The 18,028-nt window shown below is 68.0% G+C and carries 18 protein-coding genes; 10 read left to right on the top strand and 8 right to left on the bottom strand.

Going from position 1 to position 18,028, the window contains the following annotated elements; genetic code table 11:
- Nucleotides 1-29: 29 nt before the first annotated feature.
- On the bottom strand, nucleotides 30-938 hold the full coding sequence (locus OIK44_RS09290; RefSeq protein ID WP_273670455.1) for a TraB/GumN family protein: 909 nt from the start codon (nucleotides 936-938) through the stop codon (nucleotides 30-32).
- Between the two features lie 54 nt (nucleotides 939-992).
- Between OIK44_RS09290 and OIK44_RS09295 the strand changes: the two genes are divergently transcribed.
- The 4 genes from OIK44_RS09295 to pabB are packed head-to-tail and all read left to right on the top strand — an operon-like array spanning nucleotide 993 to nucleotide 5,024.
- The gene (locus tag OIK44_RS09295) at nucleotides 993-1,721 is read left to right on the top strand and encodes a pyrimidine 5'-nucleotidase (RefSeq protein WP_273670456.1); all 729 of its coding nucleotides are present in this window, start codon (nucleotides 993-995) and stop codon (nucleotides 1,719-1,721) included.
- Between the two features lie 30 nt (nucleotides 1,722-1,751).
- Nucleotides 1,752-2,327 carry a nucleoid occlusion factor SlmA gene (gene slmA, locus OIK44_RS09300; RefSeq protein WP_273670457.1) on the top strand — a complete coding sequence of 192 codons (576 nt, stop codon included), beginning with the start codon at nucleotides 1,752-1,754 and terminating at the stop codon, nucleotides 2,325-2,327.
- Between the two features lies 1 nt (nucleotide 2,328).
- The gene (locus OIK44_RS09305; RefSeq protein WP_273670458.1) at nucleotides 2,329-3,207 is read left to right on the top strand and encodes a DMT family transporter; all 879 of its coding nucleotides are present in this window, start codon (nucleotides 2,329-2,331) and stop codon (nucleotides 3,205-3,207) included.
- Nucleotides 3,204-5,024, top strand: coding sequence for an aminodeoxychorismate synthase component I (pabB, locus tag OIK44_RS09310; RefSeq protein WP_273670459.1), 1,821 nt, complete (start codon nucleotides 3,204-3,206; stop codon nucleotides 5,022-5,024). Before OIK44_RS09305 ends, pabB begins: the two co-directional genes overlap by 4 nt.
- A gap of 4 nt (nucleotides 5,025-5,028) precedes the next feature.
- Here pabB and OIK44_RS09315 read toward each other — a convergent pair whose 3' ends face one another.
- Nucleotides 5,029-6,222 (bottom strand): esterase/lipase family protein, encoded by a 1,194-nt coding sequence (locus OIK44_RS09315; protein WP_273670460.1) that lies wholly within the window; start codon nucleotides 6,220-6,222, stop codon nucleotides 5,029-5,031.
- A gap of 25 nt (nucleotides 6,223-6,247) precedes the next feature.
- Nucleotides 6,248-6,811: a glutathione peroxidase gene (locus tag OIK44_RS09320; RefSeq protein WP_273670835.1), complete on the bottom strand. Its 564-nt coding sequence runs from the start codon at nucleotides 6,809-6,811 to the stop codon at nucleotides 6,248-6,250.
- Nucleotides 6,812-7,093: 282 nt separating this feature from the next.
- On the opposite strand from OIK44_RS09320, the gene OIK44_RS09325 reads away from it, so the two are divergent.
- The gene (locus OIK44_RS09325) at nucleotides 7,094-8,218 is read left to right on the top strand and encodes an extracellular catalytic domain type 2 short-chain-length polyhydroxyalkanoate depolymerase (protein WP_273670461.1); all 1,125 of its coding nucleotides are present in this window, start codon (nucleotides 7,094-7,096) and stop codon (nucleotides 8,216-8,218) included.
- Here the strand turns inward: OIK44_RS09325 and OIK44_RS09330 are convergent.
- The 5 genes from OIK44_RS09330 to OIK44_RS09350 all read right to left on the bottom strand — a co-directional run bounded on the left by OIK44_RS09330 (nucleotide 8,205) and on the right by OIK44_RS09350 (nucleotide 14,412).
- Nucleotides 8,205-9,047, bottom strand: coding sequence for a PPK2 family polyphosphate kinase (locus OIK44_RS09330; RefSeq protein ID WP_273670462.1), 843 nt, complete (start codon nucleotides 9,045-9,047; stop codon nucleotides 8,205-8,207). The two genes, OIK44_RS09325 and OIK44_RS09330, sit on opposite strands and share 14 nt — an antisense overlap.
- 7 nt (nucleotides 9,048-9,054) lie before the next feature.
- Entirely contained in the window at nucleotides 9,055-9,471 is a 417-nt protein-coding gene (locus OIK44_RS09335; RefSeq protein WP_273670463.1) for a CoA-binding protein, read from the bottom strand.
- 101 nt (nucleotides 9,472-9,572) lie between these two features.
- Nucleotides 9,573-10,787, bottom strand: a complete 1,215-nt coding sequence (locus tag OIK44_RS09340) for a maltoporin (RefSeq protein ID WP_273670464.1) — start codon at nucleotides 10,785-10,787, stop codon at nucleotides 9,573-9,575.
- Between the two features lie 500 nt (nucleotides 10,788-11,287).
- Entirely contained in the window at nucleotides 11,288-12,901 is a 1,614-nt protein-coding gene (locus OIK44_RS09345; RefSeq protein ID WP_273670465.1) for an NAD(P)-binding protein, read from the bottom strand.
- A complete protein-coding gene (locus OIK44_RS09350; RefSeq protein ID WP_273670466.1) occupies nucleotides 12,901-14,412 on the bottom strand; it encodes a polyamine aminopropyltransferase in 1,512 nt (503 codons plus the stop codon). Before OIK44_RS09350 ends, OIK44_RS09345 begins: the two co-directional genes overlap by 1 nt.
- A gap of 66 nt (nucleotides 14,413-14,478) precedes the next feature.
- Here OIK44_RS09350 and OIK44_RS09355 point away from each other — a divergent pair, with 66 nt between their 5' ends.
- Genes OIK44_RS09355 through speD form a run of 5 tightly spaced genes read left to right on the top strand, consistent with a single transcriptional unit; the run spans nucleotide 14,479 to nucleotide 17,942 of the window.
- Entirely contained in the window at nucleotides 14,479-14,865 is a 387-nt protein-coding gene (locus OIK44_RS09355; protein WP_273670467.1) for a DUF350 domain-containing protein, read from the top strand.
- A gap of 28 nt (nucleotides 14,866-14,893) precedes the next feature.
- On the top strand, nucleotides 14,894-15,913 hold the full coding sequence (locus OIK44_RS09360; protein WP_273670468.1) for an SPFH domain-containing protein: 1,020 nt from the start codon (nucleotides 14,894-14,896) through the stop codon (nucleotides 15,911-15,913).
- 10 nt (nucleotides 15,914-15,923) lie between these two features.
- On the top strand, nucleotides 15,924-17,396 hold the full coding sequence (locus tag OIK44_RS09365) for a DUF4178 domain-containing protein (protein WP_273670469.1): 1,473 nt from the start codon (nucleotides 15,924-15,926) through the stop codon (nucleotides 17,394-17,396).
- Entirely contained in the window at nucleotides 17,389-17,562 is a 174-nt protein-coding gene (locus OIK44_RS09370) for a hypothetical protein (RefSeq protein ID WP_273670470.1), read from the top strand. Before OIK44_RS09365 ends, OIK44_RS09370 begins: the two co-directional genes overlap by 8 nt.
- The gene (gene speD, locus OIK44_RS09375; protein ID WP_273670471.1) at nucleotides 17,559-17,942 is read left to right on the top strand and encodes an adenosylmethionine decarboxylase; all 384 of its coding nucleotides are present in this window, start codon (nucleotides 17,559-17,561) and stop codon (nucleotides 17,940-17,942) included. The genes OIK44_RS09370 and speD overlap by 4 nt, the downstream gene beginning before the upstream one ends.
- Nucleotides 17,943-18,028 lie beyond the last annotated feature (86 nt).

Genomic DNA, 18,028 nt, shown 5'->3' on the forward strand with positions numbered 1-18,028 from the left:
CCGCAGTCCTCTGTTGTAAATCCACACACTCAGTACACTTGTTCGACCCGCAGGCCGCGCCGCTTCAGCAGGGCCGGGACGCTGTCCGCGCCCACCAGGTGCAGCACGCCGATGGCCGCCATGCTGTCGCGCTCGCGCGCCAGCAGCGCCGCGATGCCGTCGGCCAGCGCCGGGTTGCGCCCGTCGAGCAGCACCTTCTGCACGAATTGCCCGGCGAAGCTGGTGTCGGCGGCGGCCTGGCGCGCCAGCGCCGCGAAGGCGGCCGTGTCGGCCGTGCGCCAGGCCTGGGCGATCTGCCTGGCCTGGACGGCCTGCTCCTGGTCCTCGATGGCGGCGATGCCGTCTTCGAGGAAGCGGCCCTGTTCGGCCGCCGTCATGCGGTCGAACAGGGCCATCTGGCCGGCCATCGACTCCAGCTCCAGCACCGGGATCCGGCGCTCGCGCGCCTGGCGCGACAGGTAGGAGTCGACCGCCAGGCCGGCCTGGTAGCCCTGGGCGGCGAACTCGCTGACGGCCAGCACGCTGGCCAGCAGCCAGGGCTTCATCGGCGCCACCGACTCCGGCGCGATGCCGTACTGGCGCAGCAGCTTCGCCAGGCGCGGCCGGAAGGCCGGCGCGATGTCGGCCGCCGCCGGACCGGCGCCGGCCGCGTACAGGCCGTGGCGCCGCAGCGCCTGCGCGGCCGCGGCCGGGTCGCCGTTCGGGTCGACCTCCAGCGCCAGCACGCTGGCGCGCTCCAGCGCCGCCGTCACGCGCGGCTCCAGCGGATAGAAATCGGCGGCGCCGACGTGGATGGTGCCGAACAGGTACAGCGTGTGGCCGCCGCCCTCGACCTTGAACAGCGCGCCGCGGTTCGGCGCGCCCGCCGGGGCGGCGGCCTGGGCCGGCGCTTCGGCCCGGGCCGCCGGCGGCGCCGCCAGGAAGAAAAGACAGAACATCACTATAATCTGGCGTCGCATGTATTCCTTTGATCGTTTCGCGTAAAGACTCCCGTGCCAAATATTAACCGCTCCGCCCCGGTCTGGCTGTTCGACCTCGACAACACGCTGCACAACGCCTCGCATGCGATCTTCCCGGCGATCACGGCGAACATGAACGCCTACATCGCCCGGGTGCTGGGCGACGGCGGCACGCCGGCCAGCGACGCCGCCGTCAACGCCGCCCGCAGCGCCTACTGGCGGCGCTACGGCGCCACGCTGCTGGGCATGGTCAAGCACCACCAGGTTGCCGCCGCCGACTTCCTGCGGCAGACCCACGCGATGGACGACCTGGCCTCGATGATACGGGCCGAGCGCGGCCTGGCGCAGCTGCTGCGGCGCCTGCCGGGCCGCAAAATCCTGCTGACCAACGCGCCGCAGCGCTATTCGCGCGACGTCATGCGCCACCTCGGCCTGCAACGCCATTTCTCGCACCACGTCGCCATCGAGGCGATGCAGGTGCACCGCCAGCTGCGGCCGAAACCGTCCGGGCTGATGCTGCGGCGCCTGCTGCGCCGGCAGGGCCTGCGGGCCGGCCGCTGCATCCTCGTCGAAGACACGCTGGCCAATCTGCGCAGCGCCAAGGCGCTGGGCCTGCGCACGGTGTGGATCACGCAATACCTGCGCATGGCCGACCCGATCGGCATGGCCGGCCTGCCAAAAACGTTAAATCGCCCCGCTTATGTCGATGTCAAAGTAAAATCCGTCAGACATTTACCGGCCCGCATGCAGCGTCTGCGCTGAAGGCTTTCTTTTTAATCAAGACGAGATCACATGGCAAGCACACCGCCGGGCCAACGCAGGCTGCAAATTCTTCAGGCTCTGGCCGCAATGCTGGAACAACCGAAAGGCGAAAAAATCACCACCGCCGCGCTGGCCTCCCGGCTCGGCGTCTCGGAGGCGGCGCTGTACCGCCACTTCGCCAGCAAGGCCCAGATGTTCGAGGGCTTGATCGAATTCATCGAGGCCAGCGTGTTCGGCCTGATCAACCAGATCGCCGACAAACAGGCCGACGGCATCGCGCAGACCCGCGACATCCTCGGCATGCTGCTCAACTTCGCCGCCGGCAATCCGGGCATGACGCGGGTGCTGATCGGCGACGTGCTGGTCAACGAGGACGAGCGCCTGCAGCAGCGCATGAACCAGTTCCACGACCGCGTCGAACTGGCGCTGAAGCAGTCGCTGCGGCTGGCCGCCGCCGCAGGCCAGGCCCACGAAACGGAGGTGGCGGCGCGCGCCGCCATGCTGCTCAGCTTCATCATCGGGCGCTGGCACCGCTACGCCAAGAGCGGCTTCAAGCTCCACCCGGCGCAGGACGCCGCCCTGCAAATCGCCCTGCTGCTGAACTGAGATGCCGACCAAGCCCTTCCCCGTGCTGGCCTTCTGCGCGCTGCTGCTGGGCGGCGCCGCGATCGGCTTCGCCGGCATCATGATGCGCCTGTCCGACGTCAACCCGGTGGCCTCGGCGTTCTGGCGCATGGCGCTGGCGGCGCCGCTGCTGTGGGTATGGGCGCTGGCCAGCGCCGGCGGCGACCGCGCCGCCGGCCTGCGCACCGACTACAGCCGCGTGCTGCTGCTGGCCGGCTTCTTCTTCGCCGCCGACATGGGCGTCTGGCACGTCTCGCTGCACTTCACCAGCGTCGCCAACGCCACGCTGCTGCCGAACATGGCGCCGCTGTGCATCGCCGCCTGGCTGTGGTTCAAATACCAGGCCCGCTTCTCGCGCAGCTTCCTGCTCGGCATGGCGCTGGCGATGACGGGCGCCGTGCTGCTGGTCGGCCCCAGCGTCGGCCTGGGCGGCACGCGCCTGCTCGGCGACGGCCTGGGCCTGCTGGTGGCCGGCTTCTACGCCGCCTACCAATTGGCCGTCAAGGACGGCCGCGCCAGCTACTCGACGGCGCGCCTGATGGCCTGGAGCACCAGCATCACCGCCCTGTTCCTGCTGCCGTTCGCGCTGCTGATGCCGGGCGACTTCTGGCCGGCCGGCGCGGCCGGCTGGCTGCCGCTGCTGGGGCTGGCCCTGATCGCGCAGATCGGCGGCCAGACCGTCATCACCTACGCCTTCGCCCACCTGCCGTCCTCGCTGTCGTCGATCAGCCTGCTGATCCAGCCGCTGACGGCCGCCCTCGCCGCCTGGGCCATCTTCGGCGAGGCCATCGGCCCCGTGCAGATGGCCGGCGGCGCCGTCCTACTGCTCGGCATCTACCTGTCCAAACGCGGCACGGCATGAACAGCGAGTGCTTCGCCCTGCTCGACGACGCCGGCGCGGGCGATCCCGGCCGCGCCGGCTCGCGCCTCTACACCGGCCACCTCGCCACGCTGACGTGCGCGGACGGCGCCGGCTGGACGGCGCTGCTGGAACAGATGCAACAGGCGCTGCGCCAGGGCCGCCACGCCGTCGCCCTGTGCGCCTACGAACTGGGCGCCCATCTGATGGGCATGGCCGGGCGCGGCGCCGCCGCGCCGCTGGCCCAGGTGCTGGTCTTCGAACACTGCCGCCGCCTGTCGCAGCCCGAAGTGGCCGATTGGCTGGCGGCGCGCGCGCCGGCCGGCGCCGGCCCGGCGGGCATCGCCGCCGTCCGCGCCAGCGTCGACCGGCGGGCCTTCGACGCCGCGCTGGCGCGCATCCACGACTACATCGAGGCGGGCGACACCTACCAGGTCAACTACACCTACCGGCTGCGCTTCGACGCCTTCGGCTCGCCGCTGGCGCTGTATGCCAGGCTGCGGGCGCGCCAGCCGGTGCCCTACGGCGCGCTGGTGGCGCTGCCCGACGGCGGCGCCGTGCTGTCGCTGTCGCCGGAACTGTTCGTGCGCCACCAAGGCGGCCAGCTGACGGCGCGGCCGATGAAAGGCACCGCCCCGGCGGCCGCGCCGGATCGGCACGACGAAAACGCGCGCCGCGCCGCCGCGCTGGCGGCCGATCCGAAAAACCGCGCCGAGAACCTGATGATCGTCGACCTGCTGCGCAACGACATCGGCCGCGTCGCCGCCACCGGCACGGTCGCCGTGCCGGCCCTGTTCGAGGTGCGGCGCTACAGCGGCGTGCTGCAGATGACCTCGACCGTGCGCGCCACCCTGCGCGCCGGCGCCACGCTGGCCGACATCTTCCAGGCGCTCTACCCCTGCGGCTCGATCACCGGCGCGCCCAAGCGGCGCAGCATGGAAATCATCGACGAGCTGGAGGCGGACGCGCGCGGCCTCTACACCGGCGCCATCGGCTGGTTCGAGGCGCCGGCGGACGGCGCCGCCGTCGGCGACTTCTGCATGTCCGTGCCGATCCGCACGCTGGCCCTGCAAGCGCCGGCGCACGGCGTGCGCGCCGGCGAGCTGGGCGTCGGCGCCGGCATCGTCTACGACAGCGACAGCGCCGACGAATACGCCGAATGCCAGTTGAAGGCGCGCTTCCTGACCGGCCTGCCAAACGACTTCGAACTGTTTGAAACCCTGCACGCGACGCGCGACGGCTGCCGCCATATCGAGCGGCACCTGGCGCGGCTGGCCGCGTCGGCGCGCTACTTCGGATTCGACTGCGACCTGGCGCGGGCCGGCGCCGCGCTCGACGCGGCCTGCGCAAAGCTGGCGCCGGGCGCGCCGGCGCGCCTGCGCCTGGCGCTAGACGGCGGCGGCGCCTTCAGCGTGCAAAGCGGCGCGCTGGCGCCGCTGGCCGAACCGGTGCGCGTGCTGCTGGCCGGCGACGCGACGCGCGCCGACGAACTGTTCCTGCGCCACAAAACCAGCGTGCGCGCGCGCTACGACGCCGCCTGGCGCGAGGCCGAGGCGCAAGGCGCCTTCGACACACTGTTCTTCAACGAGCGCGGCGAACTGACCGAAGGCGGCCGCAGCAACGTCTTCGTCAAACTGGACGGACGCTGGCACACGCCGCCGCTGGCCTGCGGCGCCCTGCCCGGCGTCATGCGCGCCGTTCTGCTGGCCGATCCGGCGTGGGCCGCCAGCGAACGCGTCATCACCCGCGCGATGCTGCTGGCGGCGCAGGAAATCGTCGTCTGCAACGCCTTGCGCGGCCCGCTCAAAGCGCGCTTCTGACCCCCTACAACCAGGCCAGCAAGGCCCGGTACACGGCGGGCGAATCCAACAACCCCAAATGGCTGGTCCGGCGCACCACCAATTGCCGGGCGGGCGGGAAATCGAGCTGGCGGCGCGCCTCGGCGTGCCGCCCGAGCGCGCTCGCCAGCGGCACCAGACCGTCGCCGGCCAGGCGGTCGCCGAGGTCGCCCTCGGCCTTGCCCATCGTTGCGGCGACGGCGTAGCACTGCACGGCCGCCGGCAGGGGCAAGCCCTGCGGCAAGGGCGCGCCATGGGCGAAACGGTCCTTGCCGTTCCAATCCTCGTCGAGCACGCTACCGTGGCGCAAATCCGTGATGCCGGCGCTGCGGATCTTGCCCAGCCGTGAAAACGGCGCCGTGTACGGGCTCATATCGCTAATGACGTGGAACCAGTTGCCGCCCCGCTCCAACGGCGCGCCCTGGTGGGGCGAACCAAGAAAGACCATCTTGCTCAAATGCGCCAACCAACCGTGGCCGGCCTCGGCGCCATAGCGGCAGGCGCTGCGCGCCACCAGGCCGCCCATGCTGTGGCCGACGATCACCAATTCCCGCACCGGCACGGGCCAGTTATCGAGCAATTGCTGCAAGGCGGCCGCGAAAGCCCGGCCGTTGCTGGAAATATGCAAACCGCTGTTATAACGCAAATACACGGCCGTATAAGCGCGCTCGCGCTGCAGCGCCGCGCCGTGGTCGTGGCCGCCGCGCAACCACTGCGCATCATGCATGCACAAGCCATGCGCCAGCACCAGGATGCGCCCCGTGGCGGCGGGTATGGCCTGCTGCAGGGCGTCGCGCCGCAACACCAGCGTGGCGCCGCCGCGGCGGAACGCCATCGGCAACGCCAGCCCGTTGCCGGTCCTGGCCAGATAATCGCCGAGCACGCCATTCACGGCCGCCAGCAGCGCGTCGCGCCCGGCCCAGCCGCTGTGTTCGCCCAACCAGGGCTGCAGCCGCGCCAGCGCCGCGTCTATGCCGCCGCCGACGAGGCCGGTCACGCCGCGCACGCCGCGGTACACCAGCGACGTGGCCCGCGCCAGCGGCTTGGCCAGCGGCGTGCCGACCTGGCGCAACACGGTCAGATGCAGCGCCTCCGCCATCTCGGCCACGCCGGCGACGGCGCTGACGGTCAGGCGCGACAAGCCGAGCAAATCGGCCGCATACGACAGTTTTTTCGACATGCCACCCCCGCGTCGATGAAGACGACTACATCGCCAGCGCTTTTTCCACCGCGCCGACGAGCTTCTTATCGTCCGGCGTCACCTTGCTCGGGAAACTCTCCAGCACCTTGCCGTTGCGGTCGATCAAATACTTATGGAAATTCCAGGCCGGCGTCTTGCCGGTCGCCTTAATCAAATTCACATACAAGGGATTCGGCGTCGGCCCCGACACCACCGACTTGGCAAACATCGGGAACTTCACGCCATACGTGTTAAAGCAAAAATCGGCGATCTCCTTGCTGCTGCCCGGCTCCTGCTTGCCGAAATCGTTGGATGGAAAACCGAGCACGACCAAACCCTTGCCGGCGTACTTCGCATACAAAGCCTCCAGCCCCTCATACTGGCTCGTATAGCCGCAAAAACTGGCCGTATTCACCACCAGCACCACCTTACCGGCGTACTGGCACAAATCCTGCGGCGCCTCATCCTGCAGACGCTTAAACGACTGCTTCAAAATCGCCGGACAACTGGCCGACTCGGCGAAAGCCGGCGCCGCCGCCAGCAACGCCAGCGAGGACAAAACGAAAAACCGCGAAAAAGTCTTGGACATCATCATAGGCCGCGTGAAATAGTAAAAAATCATTCTAAGCCAAACACCGGCGACGCGTACGCCAATCGCGCTGCCGGGCGAGCCACAGAGCAACTTTGGGGTCAGGTCTAGACATGGCGGTTTTTGGCGCCGAAAACCGCCATGTCTAGACCTGACCCCAAAGTTGATGGAAATCATGCCGGACGGAAGCGGCGCCACGGCGGCCGCTTTCTTCGCTATGCTCATCGCTCCGGCCTGGCGCGCGGGCGCGCCCAGGGGTCGATTTTCCTTTTGGAGGTGGTCATGTTTATTGGACGACGCGCGGGTGGCAGGTCTGTTGTGCTGTTGGCGGCGGCGCTCGCCGCGGCCGGCTTGGTGCCGCTGCACGGCCAGGCCAAGGGGGCCGACGCTGTTGCCCTGCCCGCTTTTCAGGCGGATTTGCGGCAGACGTCGGTGTCGGGCTTGTCGTCCGGCGCGTTTATGGCCGGCCAGTTCGCCGTCGCTTTTTCCGGCACCGTCGCCGGCGCCGGTATTGTCGCCGGCGGACCTTATTATTGCTCCGGCTCGCCGGGCATGTTTCCGTACATTCCCTATCTGACGAATGCGATGAGCACTTGCATGAATCCGGCCCAGGCCGGGGTCGCGCCGCCCTCCGCCGCCACGCTGTGGAGCGCCGCCCAGGATTTCGCCCGCAACCGCGCCATCGACGACACGGCCAATGTGCAGCGCCAGCGCATTTATCTGTTCAGCGGCACCCAGGACAAGACGGTGACGCAGGCCGTCGTCGACCAGACGCAGTTGTTTTACCAGTTGGCCGGCGTGCCGGCAACGCAGTTGCGCTATGTGAACAATGTCGACGCCGGCCATGCCTTCATCACGGACAAGAATAGCGACCTGGCTTGCCCGACGACGGCCTCGCCGTATATCAACGATTGCGATCTCTTCCAGGCCAAAGATATTCTGCTCCACATGTATCCTGACTTGAAGCCGCCCGCGGCGCAGTTGAGCGGCACCTTCATCAAGTTCAACCAGCGCAGTTTTCTGCACAGCCCGTATTCGAGCATGAGCAACACGGCTTATGTCTATGTGCCGAAGTCGTGCAACACGCAGAGCTGCCGCGTGCACGTCGCCTTCCACGGCTGCCACCAGAGCGCCGCCAGCATAGGCGAGCGTTTTTACAAGGGCACCGGCTACAACGAGGTCGCCGACACCAACAATATCATCGTGCTCTATCCGCAGGTCGACGCCAGCCCGGTCTACCCTTACAACCCGAACGGCTGCTGGGATTTCTGGGGCTATACGAGCGTGAATCCCTTCATGCCGGATTTTTACAGGAAATCGGCCATGCAGATGGCGGCCGTCAAGGCCATGCTCGACCGCCTGGCCGCGCCGCGCAGCGCCGTGCACAGCGCCGCTAGACGACGCTGAGGGCCGTCAGTTTCGGGTCCGGCGGCGGGAAGGCCAGTTGCATGTCCTGCATCGTCTCCAGCAGCAGCGAGGCGACCACCAGGTTGCGCTGCGTCTTCGAGTCGGCCGGCACCACGTACCAGGGCGCATGGCCGCAGTCCGTTTCCTGTATCGCCAGCTCGTAGGCGCGCTGGTAGTCGTCCCATAATTTGCGCTGGGCCAGGTCGTTCGGGTCGAACTTCCACTGCCGGTCCGGGTCGTCGAGGCGTTCCTGCAGGCGCTCGCGCTGCTCTTCCTTGGAGATGTGCAGGAAGACCTTGACGATCACGGTGCCGGTTTCGGCCAGCATGCGCTCGAAGTCGCGGATCTGCGCGTAGCGGCGCTGGCTTTCCTTCTCGTCTATCCATTTCTGCACGCGGGTGATCAGCACGTCTTCGTAATGGCTGCGGTTGAAGATGGCGATCTCGCCGCGCGCCGGCACCTGCTGGTGCACGCGCCACAGGTAGTCGTGCGCCAGCTCGATGTCGCTCGGTCCCTTGAAGGCGACGGCGCGTATGCCCATCGGATTGATGTTGCTGAACATCGCCTGCACGGTGCCGTCCTTGCCGGAGGTGTCCATGCCCTGCAGCACCAGCAAGACTTTTTGCCGGCGCTGCGCGTACAGCATGCTCTGGAGTTCGGCGATCTGCGCCGTCAGCGCCAGCGTTTCCTCGCGGTCCAGCGCCTTGCACTCGGCCTTGCTGAGTTTTTCATTGCCGGACCGGGACGCGGCGCCCAGCAGCTTGAGGCCGGCGCCCGCGTCGCCGAGCTTCTGGTTCTTGTCGGCGCGGAATTGCTCGCGTGCTTTCATGGTGTCCTCAGCGGCTCAGCAAGGGCAGTTCAATTTTCGGGCAGCGGTCCATGACCACGTCCAGGCCGGCGGCGCGCGCCAGTTCGGCCGCCTCCTCGTTGACGATGTCAAGCTGCGTCCACAGGCAGCCGGCGCCGACGGCGATGGCGTCGCGGGCGATCGGCACGATGTCCTCGGCTTTGCGGAAGCAGTCGACGATGTCGATGCGCGCCGGCGCCACGGCGGCGGCGGCCTCGGCCAGCGTGGCGTGGCAGTGCTCGCCGAGCAGTTGCTGGCCGGCGCAGGCTGGATTGACGGGCAGGACGCGGTAGCCGTGCGCCTGCATATAGTCGGCGACCTGGTAACTGGCGCGCTGGGGGTTCGGTGACAGGCCGACCACGGCAATGGTGCGGCTGTTGTTGAGGATGCGGGCGATATCAGGCATGGGCATGGCTGTAGAGTGAAATCACTGCGACAGCGTAGCAGATTCCCGCCGGGTTCGGAAAACCGGCGGAAAACCGGCGGGGCGCACCCCGCCCGCCCGGCTTAGAACCAGGATTCGACTTGCAGGCCGTAGGACATGCCGTTGGTCTTGCCGCCGAACACGCCGGTGGACGACAGCGCACTGCCAGGCGTGGCCGCCCGTTGCGCCGCGTCGTTCCACTTGGCGTAGGTCACGAAGGCGCGCAGTTCGGGACGGGCCCAGAAACCCTTGCCTTGCGACAGGGCCGGCGCGAAGGTGATCTTGTTCAACTTCTGCTCGGCGCCGCCATTGGCGGGCTTGACGTTGTCGTGGCCGAAGTCGACGATCAGCTTGACGTTTTCATTGAGCGCGTAGACGGGACGCACGCCAACCGAGGTCCAGGTGGTCGTGCCGGCGTTGGCCTTGTCGCGCTGCCACAGGCCGACCAGCGAGCCGCTGAATTCCGGCGTGAATTGCCAGATCATATTGTCGAACACGCGCGTGCGCTTGATGTCGGACGTCGCGCCCGTGTCGGTGCCGCCCATTTTGATGCCGGAGCCGCTGCCGTACTGGACAGCCAGCGTGTTGTCGCCGCCCAGCAGCTTGTCTTGCTTGTGCACGACGGAGAACGACCAGCCGTTCGCCACTTTATCCGCCGCCTTGTCTTGCTGGTCGCCGCGGATCACGGTCGCGTCCAGTTTCAGGGTGCCGCCTGCGCTGACGGGAATGCCGTCGTAGATGAAGCTGTGGCGGGTCGCCGCGACGCGCTCGTTGATGTCGTTGCGGAACAGCGCGTAGCTGAACTTGCCCGGACCGGCCGCGATGCCGGCGATACCGCCGCCGACGCCGTCGCCGTGCAGGTATTTGAAGTCCAGCACGTGGATGTCCGGACGGTCGTAGAAGCGCTTGCCGATCCAGGCCGTGGCGCCGTTCAGGAAGGGCAGGTTTTTCGCCTCAACCATCATTTGCGCCAGCCGCAGCTTGTCTTTCTCGCCGACGTCGGACATCGGGCTGTAGATCGAGGCCATCACGGTGCCGACGAAGCTGGCGCCATTGCTCGATTTCGCCAGTTCTTTGGTGTAGGAAAACTCGCCGTACAGGTCGCACTCATTGCCGAAACGGTACTTCGGCACGCCTTCCAGGCCGTAGCAAGCCTGGCTGCCGCCCTTGTCGTTGCTGCCGACACCGGCCCGGAAGTAGCCGTGGAATTCGCCCTCGGCATCGCTGGCGTGGACCGTCGTGGCGCAGCAAGCCAGTGCGGCGGCCAGGGCTAAGGTTTTTTTGAAGAATTGTTGCATGTAGGGCTCCTGCGAATCTAAGTTGTAAAGTCCTGTGGACTGTTGTTAGTGACGGTCTTGCCAGCTGCCGCCACGGCAGCGCAGCGGCGGGCCGGGCCGCAGGTCTGCTGCGGCCAAGCCGGTCGATGGATGCCGTGCCGCCGGTCGGGAATACGGCGGGCTGGGCGCTGCTTGGCGCCGCTTAGGCGTTGCCGCAACAAGGCGCGGAAATCCTGCCCGTGGGTGCCCGGCGCCGGGCCGGGATCGGTGCAAAATTTCCCGCGTTCATTGTAAGCGAATTGATAAGACCACTTGCGCTTTGCACGCCATTGCGGCGCGCTGTCTGTTGCAATTACAACACATTGGCATGACTGTCCATTTTTTGCCAAACGGCGGGCTTGACACAGTGTCCTGGCCTGCGCGGGCGGCGCCGGCGCCGGCCGGCCGGGCCATCGGCGGGCGGCGCGGCCGCTTGCATACCAATTCCGCGGCGCGCGGCGGCCGGGGACGGCCCCTTGCGGCTAGCCCTTCAGCGCCAGTTGCGCCGCGCGGTAGCCCCACCACGCCGCCTCCTCGAAGACGGAAAAGCCGGACAGGTCGGCGTGCGCGAACAGGATCGCGCCGTCCGCCTCGCGCAGCGCCTTCAGCCCGGCGTTGCCGCGGAAGCCGGGCAGCGGCGCCGCCATCGCGTGGCCGCGCAGCGTGATGTCGACCCGCTCGACGCAGGCGGCGAAGTTGGCGCCGTATGCCGCCTTCAAGTCGACGCTGGCCAGCGCCAGCAATTCCTCGCCGCTGGCGCCGTTCATCCATTTGCGCGCCGCCTCCGGCGTGCGGTCCGACAGCGCCACATAGGCGCTGAACACGGTCCGCTCCGGCGGGCGCACGCGGATGTCCTGGTGCGTCGACACCACATAACCGAGCCCCGGCTCCTGGTACACCACGTTGTCCCACGCCAGCGGCGCGTGCGGCAGCTCGTCGGGAAAGCGCTTGAGCAGGAAGTTGGCGACCATCCAGGGCGCGTAGGCCGGCATGTGGCGCGCCGGATCGAAGCCATACGCGCCGATCGACTCCACCACGCGCGCCGCCACGTACAGCGGCATCGCGCAGATCGCCTTGCGCGCCCGCACCAGGTAGCTGTGCGGCCGGCCGTCGACCAGGCGGAAGCACAGCGCCTCGACACCGCCCGCCGTCCGCTTCAGCGACACCACCGTGCCGTCGCGGCGCCGCACGCCGGAGGCGCGCTCCATCGCCGTCGCCACCGGCTGCATGCCGCCCGGCCAGGTCAGCCAGGCGCCGTTGCCGGCGTTCGCCGCCTGCCCCCAGCGGCTGCAGTAATAGTGCAGGCCGGCCCAGGCCGACACCTTGTCGTAGCGCGTCCCGTAGTCGTCGCGGCAGCAGTAGTTCAAGTACCAGTGCAGCGTCGGCGAGCGGTAGCCGCCCTGCTCCAGCCAGGTCTTCAGCGTGATGCGGTCGAGCGCCAGCCACTCCGGGTCGTCCGACGACTCCACCGTCGGGAAGACGAACACGCGCTTGCCGTCGCGCCCGCGCAGCCCGCGCAGGCGCTGCACTTCGGCGAAAAAGCGCCGGTGCTCGGCCAGTTCCTCCTCCGCCACGCCCTCGGTGGGGATGAAGCCGTCCTGCCAGACGCCGTTGAACAGCAGCCGCTCCTCCGGGCCGTGCAGGACGAAGCGCTCGTCGTAGTAGGGCCGTTCGGCCATGGCGTCGCGCTGGATGACGCCGATGTCGGCGAGGATTTCGCGCACGTGGAACGATTCCGGCGACGGCAGCGGCAGGTAGTGGCCGCCGGTCGGAAAGGCCAGGTCGCCGAACTGGCCGCCGGCCGCGTTGCCATACGGCTGCGGGCCGTCGACCATCAGGAAGTCGCTATGCCCGTCCTTCTTCATTTTCCACGCCGCCGTCAGGCCGGCGATGCCGGAGCCGAGGATGGCGACATCGGTTTCGACGATCTCCGCCGGCGCCGGCAAGGCACGCCGCTCGCGCAGGAAGTGGCCCTCGTCGCGGCCCGGATAGCGCAGCGCCGGCGTGATTTCCTGCCAGCGGCGCAAGCCCAGCACGCCGCCGGCCGCCGTCGCGCCGCTGGCGCCCGCCCACAGCAGAAAGGAGCGGCGCCGCATCAACGGATCACCCGGCGCCAGTCCTGCTCGAACTCGTGCACCAGCGACTGCGTGTTGAGGCGGTTCGGCGCCATCGGCAGCGCCTTCATGTCGGGCGGGAAGCTGAACATCTCGCGCGTCGTGTCGGCGTTCAGGTAGCGCATCGGCAGCCGGTAGGCGGTCGGCGGCTGGTAGTTCAGCTGCGGCGAGGCGAGGATGAAGCCCCACTCGCCGAACGAGGGCACGTAGGCGTGGTAGGGCCAGGTGCGCAGGCCCACTTCGCGCAGCGTGGCGTCGATGGTCCAGTAGGCGTGCGGCGCGAAGAACGGCGACGTCGACTGCACCACCATCAGGCCGTTCGCCGCCAGGTGCTTCTGCACCAGGCCGTAGAACGGCACCGAATACAGCTTGCCCAGCGCGAAGCTGGACGGATCGGGGAAGTCGATGATGGCGGCGTCGAACATGTCCCGGTTGTTCTGCAGCCAGACCGCGGCGTCGGCGTTGACGACCTTCACGCGCTTGTCCTTGAAGGCGCCGCCGTTCAGCTTCGCCAGCTCGTCGCGCGTCGTGAAGGCGGCCGTCATGGCCGGGTCGAGGTCGACCAGCGTGACTTGCTCGATGTTCGGGTAGCGCAGGATTTCGCGCAGCGCCAGGCCGTCGCCGCCGCCCAGCACCAGCACGCGCCGCGCCCACGGCAGCGCCTGCAGCGCCGGATGCACCAGCGCCTCGTGGTAGCGGTATTCGTCGCGCGAGGAGAACTGCAGATTGCCGTTGATATAGAGGCGCATGTCGTCCTTCCAGCGCGTGATGACCAGGCGCTGGTACGGCGTCGTCGTCGAGAACACGATCTCGTCGCCGAACAGGCCGTGCTCGCCCCAGTAGACCATGCGGTCCGAGGCGGCGAAGCCGCACACCAGCAGCAGCATCACGGCGCAGGCGCGCAGCAGCCGCCCCGTCAGGTTTTCCAGCTCGCGGCGGAAGACGTGGATGGTCCACAGCGCGACGCCGACGTTGAGCATGCCGAACAGGAAGCCGGTGCGCACCAGCCCCAGGTGCGGCGCCAGCACCAGCGGGAACAGCAGCGACACGGCCAGCGCGCCCAGGTAGTCGAAGGTCAGGACCCGGCTCACCAGCTCGTTGAAGGCGGTGTCGCGGTCGTTCAACGCCCGCATCACCAGCGGCACCTCCATGCCCACCAGGGCGCCGATGAGGAAAACCATCACATACAATAGCGTGCGGAACGGCGCCGCCATCCACGCAAAGGTCAGGAACAGCACGGCCGCCGAGACGCCGCCGATCAGGCCGACGGCCAGTTCGATGTCGACGAAGCGCGACAGCACGTCCTCGTCCTTGACGTACTTCGACAGGTGGGCGCCGACGCCCATCGCGAACAGGTAGCAGCCGATGATGGTGGAGAACTGCAGGATCGAGTCGCCCAGCAGATAACTCGACAGGGCGCCGGCGATCAGCTCGTAGGCCAGACCGCAGGATGCGACGACGAATACGGAGAGGATAAGAATTTTTTTGGTCATCTGCGCGCTTTTGAACTAAGATACTTTTGTGTTGTTATCAATCTAGCCTCCCCTACAAGGAACGCCGTGCCCGCCATCCTAAACTATCTGCTCCACCTTTTACTGTCCGCCGTGCTGCTGATGGCGTTTTTCGTCGTCTACACGCGCCTGACGCCGTTCAAAGAGGTCGTGCTGATACGCCAGGGTAACCGCGCGGCCGCGCTGTCGCTGGGCGGCGCGCTGCTGGGCTTTTCGGCCACCATCGCCTCCTGCCTCGTGCACACGGCCGACTACCGCGAATTCCTCGCCTGGTCCGCCGGCGCGCTGGTGGTGCAACTGCTGGCCTACGCCATCACCACCTCGCTGCTGCGCATGTCGAAGGACCAGATCGAGGCCGACAACAGCGCCTTCGGCGGCCTGCTCGGGGCGATTTCCCTGTCCATCGGCCTGATCAACGCGGCCTGCATTTCCTGAACCTCAACACCCGACAAGGAAGAACACCATGAGCATCGGCAGCTTTATCAAGAAGCAGTTTATCGACGTACTGCAGTGGAACGAAGAAACCGAGGGCGTGCTGGCCTGGCGCTACCCGATGCAGGACGAGGAGATCCAGAACGGCGCCGTGCTCACGGTGCGCGAGTCGCAGGTGGCCGTGTTCGTCAACGAGGGCCAGATCGCCGACGTCTTCGGCCCCGGCGCCCACACGCTGAACACGCGCACGCTGCCGCTGCTGACCAACCTGAAAAACTGGGACAAGCTGTTCGATTCGCCGTTCAAGTCGGATGTGTATTTTTTCAGCACCCGGGTGCAGACGGGGCGCAAATGGGGCACGCCGCAGCCGATCACCATCCGCGACAAGGACTTCGACATGGTGCGCGTGCGCGCCTTCGGCATGTACTCCTACCGCGTCAGCGACGCGCGCGCCTTCTTCACCGAGGTGAGCGGCACGCGTGAAATGTACACCCGCGACGAGGTCGAGGACCAGTTGCGCGGCATCCTGATGTCGAGCATGGCCAGCTCGCTGGGCAGCGCCAACGTCGCCTTCCTCGACATGGCGGCGAACCAGTCGCTGATGGCGCAGCAGGTCAAGGGCGACCTGGCGGCCGCCTTCGCCCGCTACGGCGTCGGCCTGGACGAGTTCAACGTCGCCAGCGTCAGCCTGCCGGAGGAACTCCAGGCCGCGCTCGACGAACGCATCTCGGCCGGCATGAAGGGCGGCCTGAACGCCGACAAGATCGGCGGTTACACCAAGTTCCAGGTCGCCAGCGCGATTCCGCTGGCGGCGCAGAACGAGGGCGGCATGGCCGGCATCGGCGCCGGCCTGGGCGCCGGCGTGGCCATCGGCCAGAGCATGGCGCAAAGCCTGGCCGGGACGCTGGCCGCGCCGGCGGCGCCGGCGGCGGCCGACGACGGCATCGAGGCGCGCCTCGGCAAGCTGAAAGCCTTGCTCGACAAGGGCTTGATCTCGGCCGCCGACTACGACGCCGGCAAGACCGAACTCCTCAAAAAACTGATAGGCTAAGCCGGCATCCATGCAAACAGTATCCTGTCCAAGCTGCGGCGCGGAAGTCCACTTCCGCTCGCACGCGTCGGTCATGGCCGTCTGCGAGTACTGCAAGAGCACCGTATTGAAGGACGCCGACGCGGTCAAGGACCTCGGCAAGATGTCGTCCGTGCTGGAAGATTACTCGCCGATCCAGATCGGCACGGCCGGCACGCACGGCGGCAAGAAATTCACCGTGATCGGCCGCATCCAGCTGCGCTACGCGGCCGGCATGTGGAACGAATGGTATGTGCTGTTCGACGACGGCAGCGCGTCCTGGCTGGGCGACTCCTCCGGCCTGTACACCATGACCACCCAGCGCAAGGTGGGCGATGCCCTGCCGCAGTGGAGCGAGCTGGCGCCGGGCCAGTCCTGCACGGTGGCCAACGAGCGCTACACGGTGGCCGAGGTGCGCAACGCCGAGTGCGTGGCCGGCCAGGGCGAACTGCCGTTCCGCGTCGGCGCCGGCTACCGCATCCAGGTGGCCGACCTGCGCAACCGCGCCGCCTTCGTCACGCTCGACTACTCCGACGGCGCCGTGCCGGTGGTGTTTACCGGCACCGCCGTCACGCTGGGCGCCCTGAAATGCCAGCTGCTGCGCGACGACGAGGAGATCAAGCGCGGCGCCGGCAAGTACCGCGGCAAGCTCGACACGCTCGACTGCCCGTCCTGCGGCGGCGCCATCGCCTACCTGCCCGGCGTCACGCCGCACCTGATCTGCCCGGCCTGCCAGACGCAGATCGACGCGGCCGGCCCGCAGGCCCAGGTGCTGGCGGCCGGCGCGCGCGTCGAGGCCATCCCCACCAGCCTGACACTGGGGGCGCGGGCGAAGGTCAACGGCCAGGACTTCCAGGTCAGCGGCTACATGCGCCGCGCCGACGAGGAGGGCAGCGCCTGGACCGAATACCTGCTGTTCAACAGCCGCGCCGGCTTCTTCTGGCTGGTCGAAACGGAGTCGGGCTGGTTCCGCGCCAACGTCATGCCGGAATGGCCGATCTGGCGGGCTGCCGACACCGCCACGGTGACGCTGGATAACGTCAGTTACGCCAAGCGCTACGAGTACAACTCGACGGTGCTGGCGGCGGCGGGCGCCTTCAACTGGCGCGTCAGCGCCGGCGACGCCACCCGCGTCTACGAATTCTTCAAGGGTAAAACCCAGCTGGCGGCGGAAGTCGGCGGCGGCGAAATGACATGGTCGCGTTCCACCCCGGTCGCCTACGACCAGATGAAAACCTGGTTCGGCAGCCAGTTCGGCGGCGCCGGCGAGGCCCCCGCCCTGCCGGCCGAAACAGCCAAGGCCGGCAAGTACGGCGGCGTCGCCTCGACCTTCATCTGGATCATCATCACGCTCAACATCGTGCCGCTGTTCGTCAATTTTTTCAGCACGGCGGGCTTCAGCCTGCTGGCCATCCTGGCGATCTACCTGCCAGCCACTTTTCTCGACTCAAACACCGATGAATAAATTTTTCGCCTACGCCGTGGTGATCGCCCTCGTGGCCACGGTCAGCAACTGGGCCCGCATGTTCGACGGCAGCGGCGGCAGCGGTTCCGGCAGCAGCTGGAGTTCGCGCACCGGCGGCGGCGGCGGCAGCTACGGCGGCGGCTCCGGCGGCGGGGGCCACAAGTGAGGCCACACCCGCACCAGCCGAGCGGCACGCATTTGCTGGCCGACCTGAGCGGCATCGCGGCGGAGAAGCTGAACCGCAGCGGCGACATCGAAAGCCTGCTGCGCGGCGCCGCCCGGGCGGCCGGCGCGCAGGTGCTGCACAGCCATTTCCACAGCTTCGGCGAGGGCCAGGGCGTGACCGGCGTCGTGCTGCTGGCCGAATCGCACATCTCGATCCACACCTGGCCGGAGTTCGGCTTCGCCGCCGCCGACGTGTTCATGTGCGGCGCCGCGCAACCGCAACTGGCGCTCGACATCATCGACGCGGCGCTGCAGCCGCAAACGCGCCGGCTGCACGCGGTGCAGCGCGCCGCCGCCGAAGAGGCGCCGGCGCGGCGCTAAAAAGCCGCCGCGGACAGGTTTGTGGCATGCTCGATGCCAGGCCCGCCCAGGGCCCCGTAGCAGATTTTCCCGCGGACGCCGGCCCG

Source organism: Janthinobacterium fluminis (assembly GCF_028595325.1).
Taxonomy (GTDB): Bacteria; Pseudomonadota; Gammaproteobacteria; order Burkholderiales; family Burkholderiaceae_D; genus Janthinobacterium; species Janthinobacterium fluminis.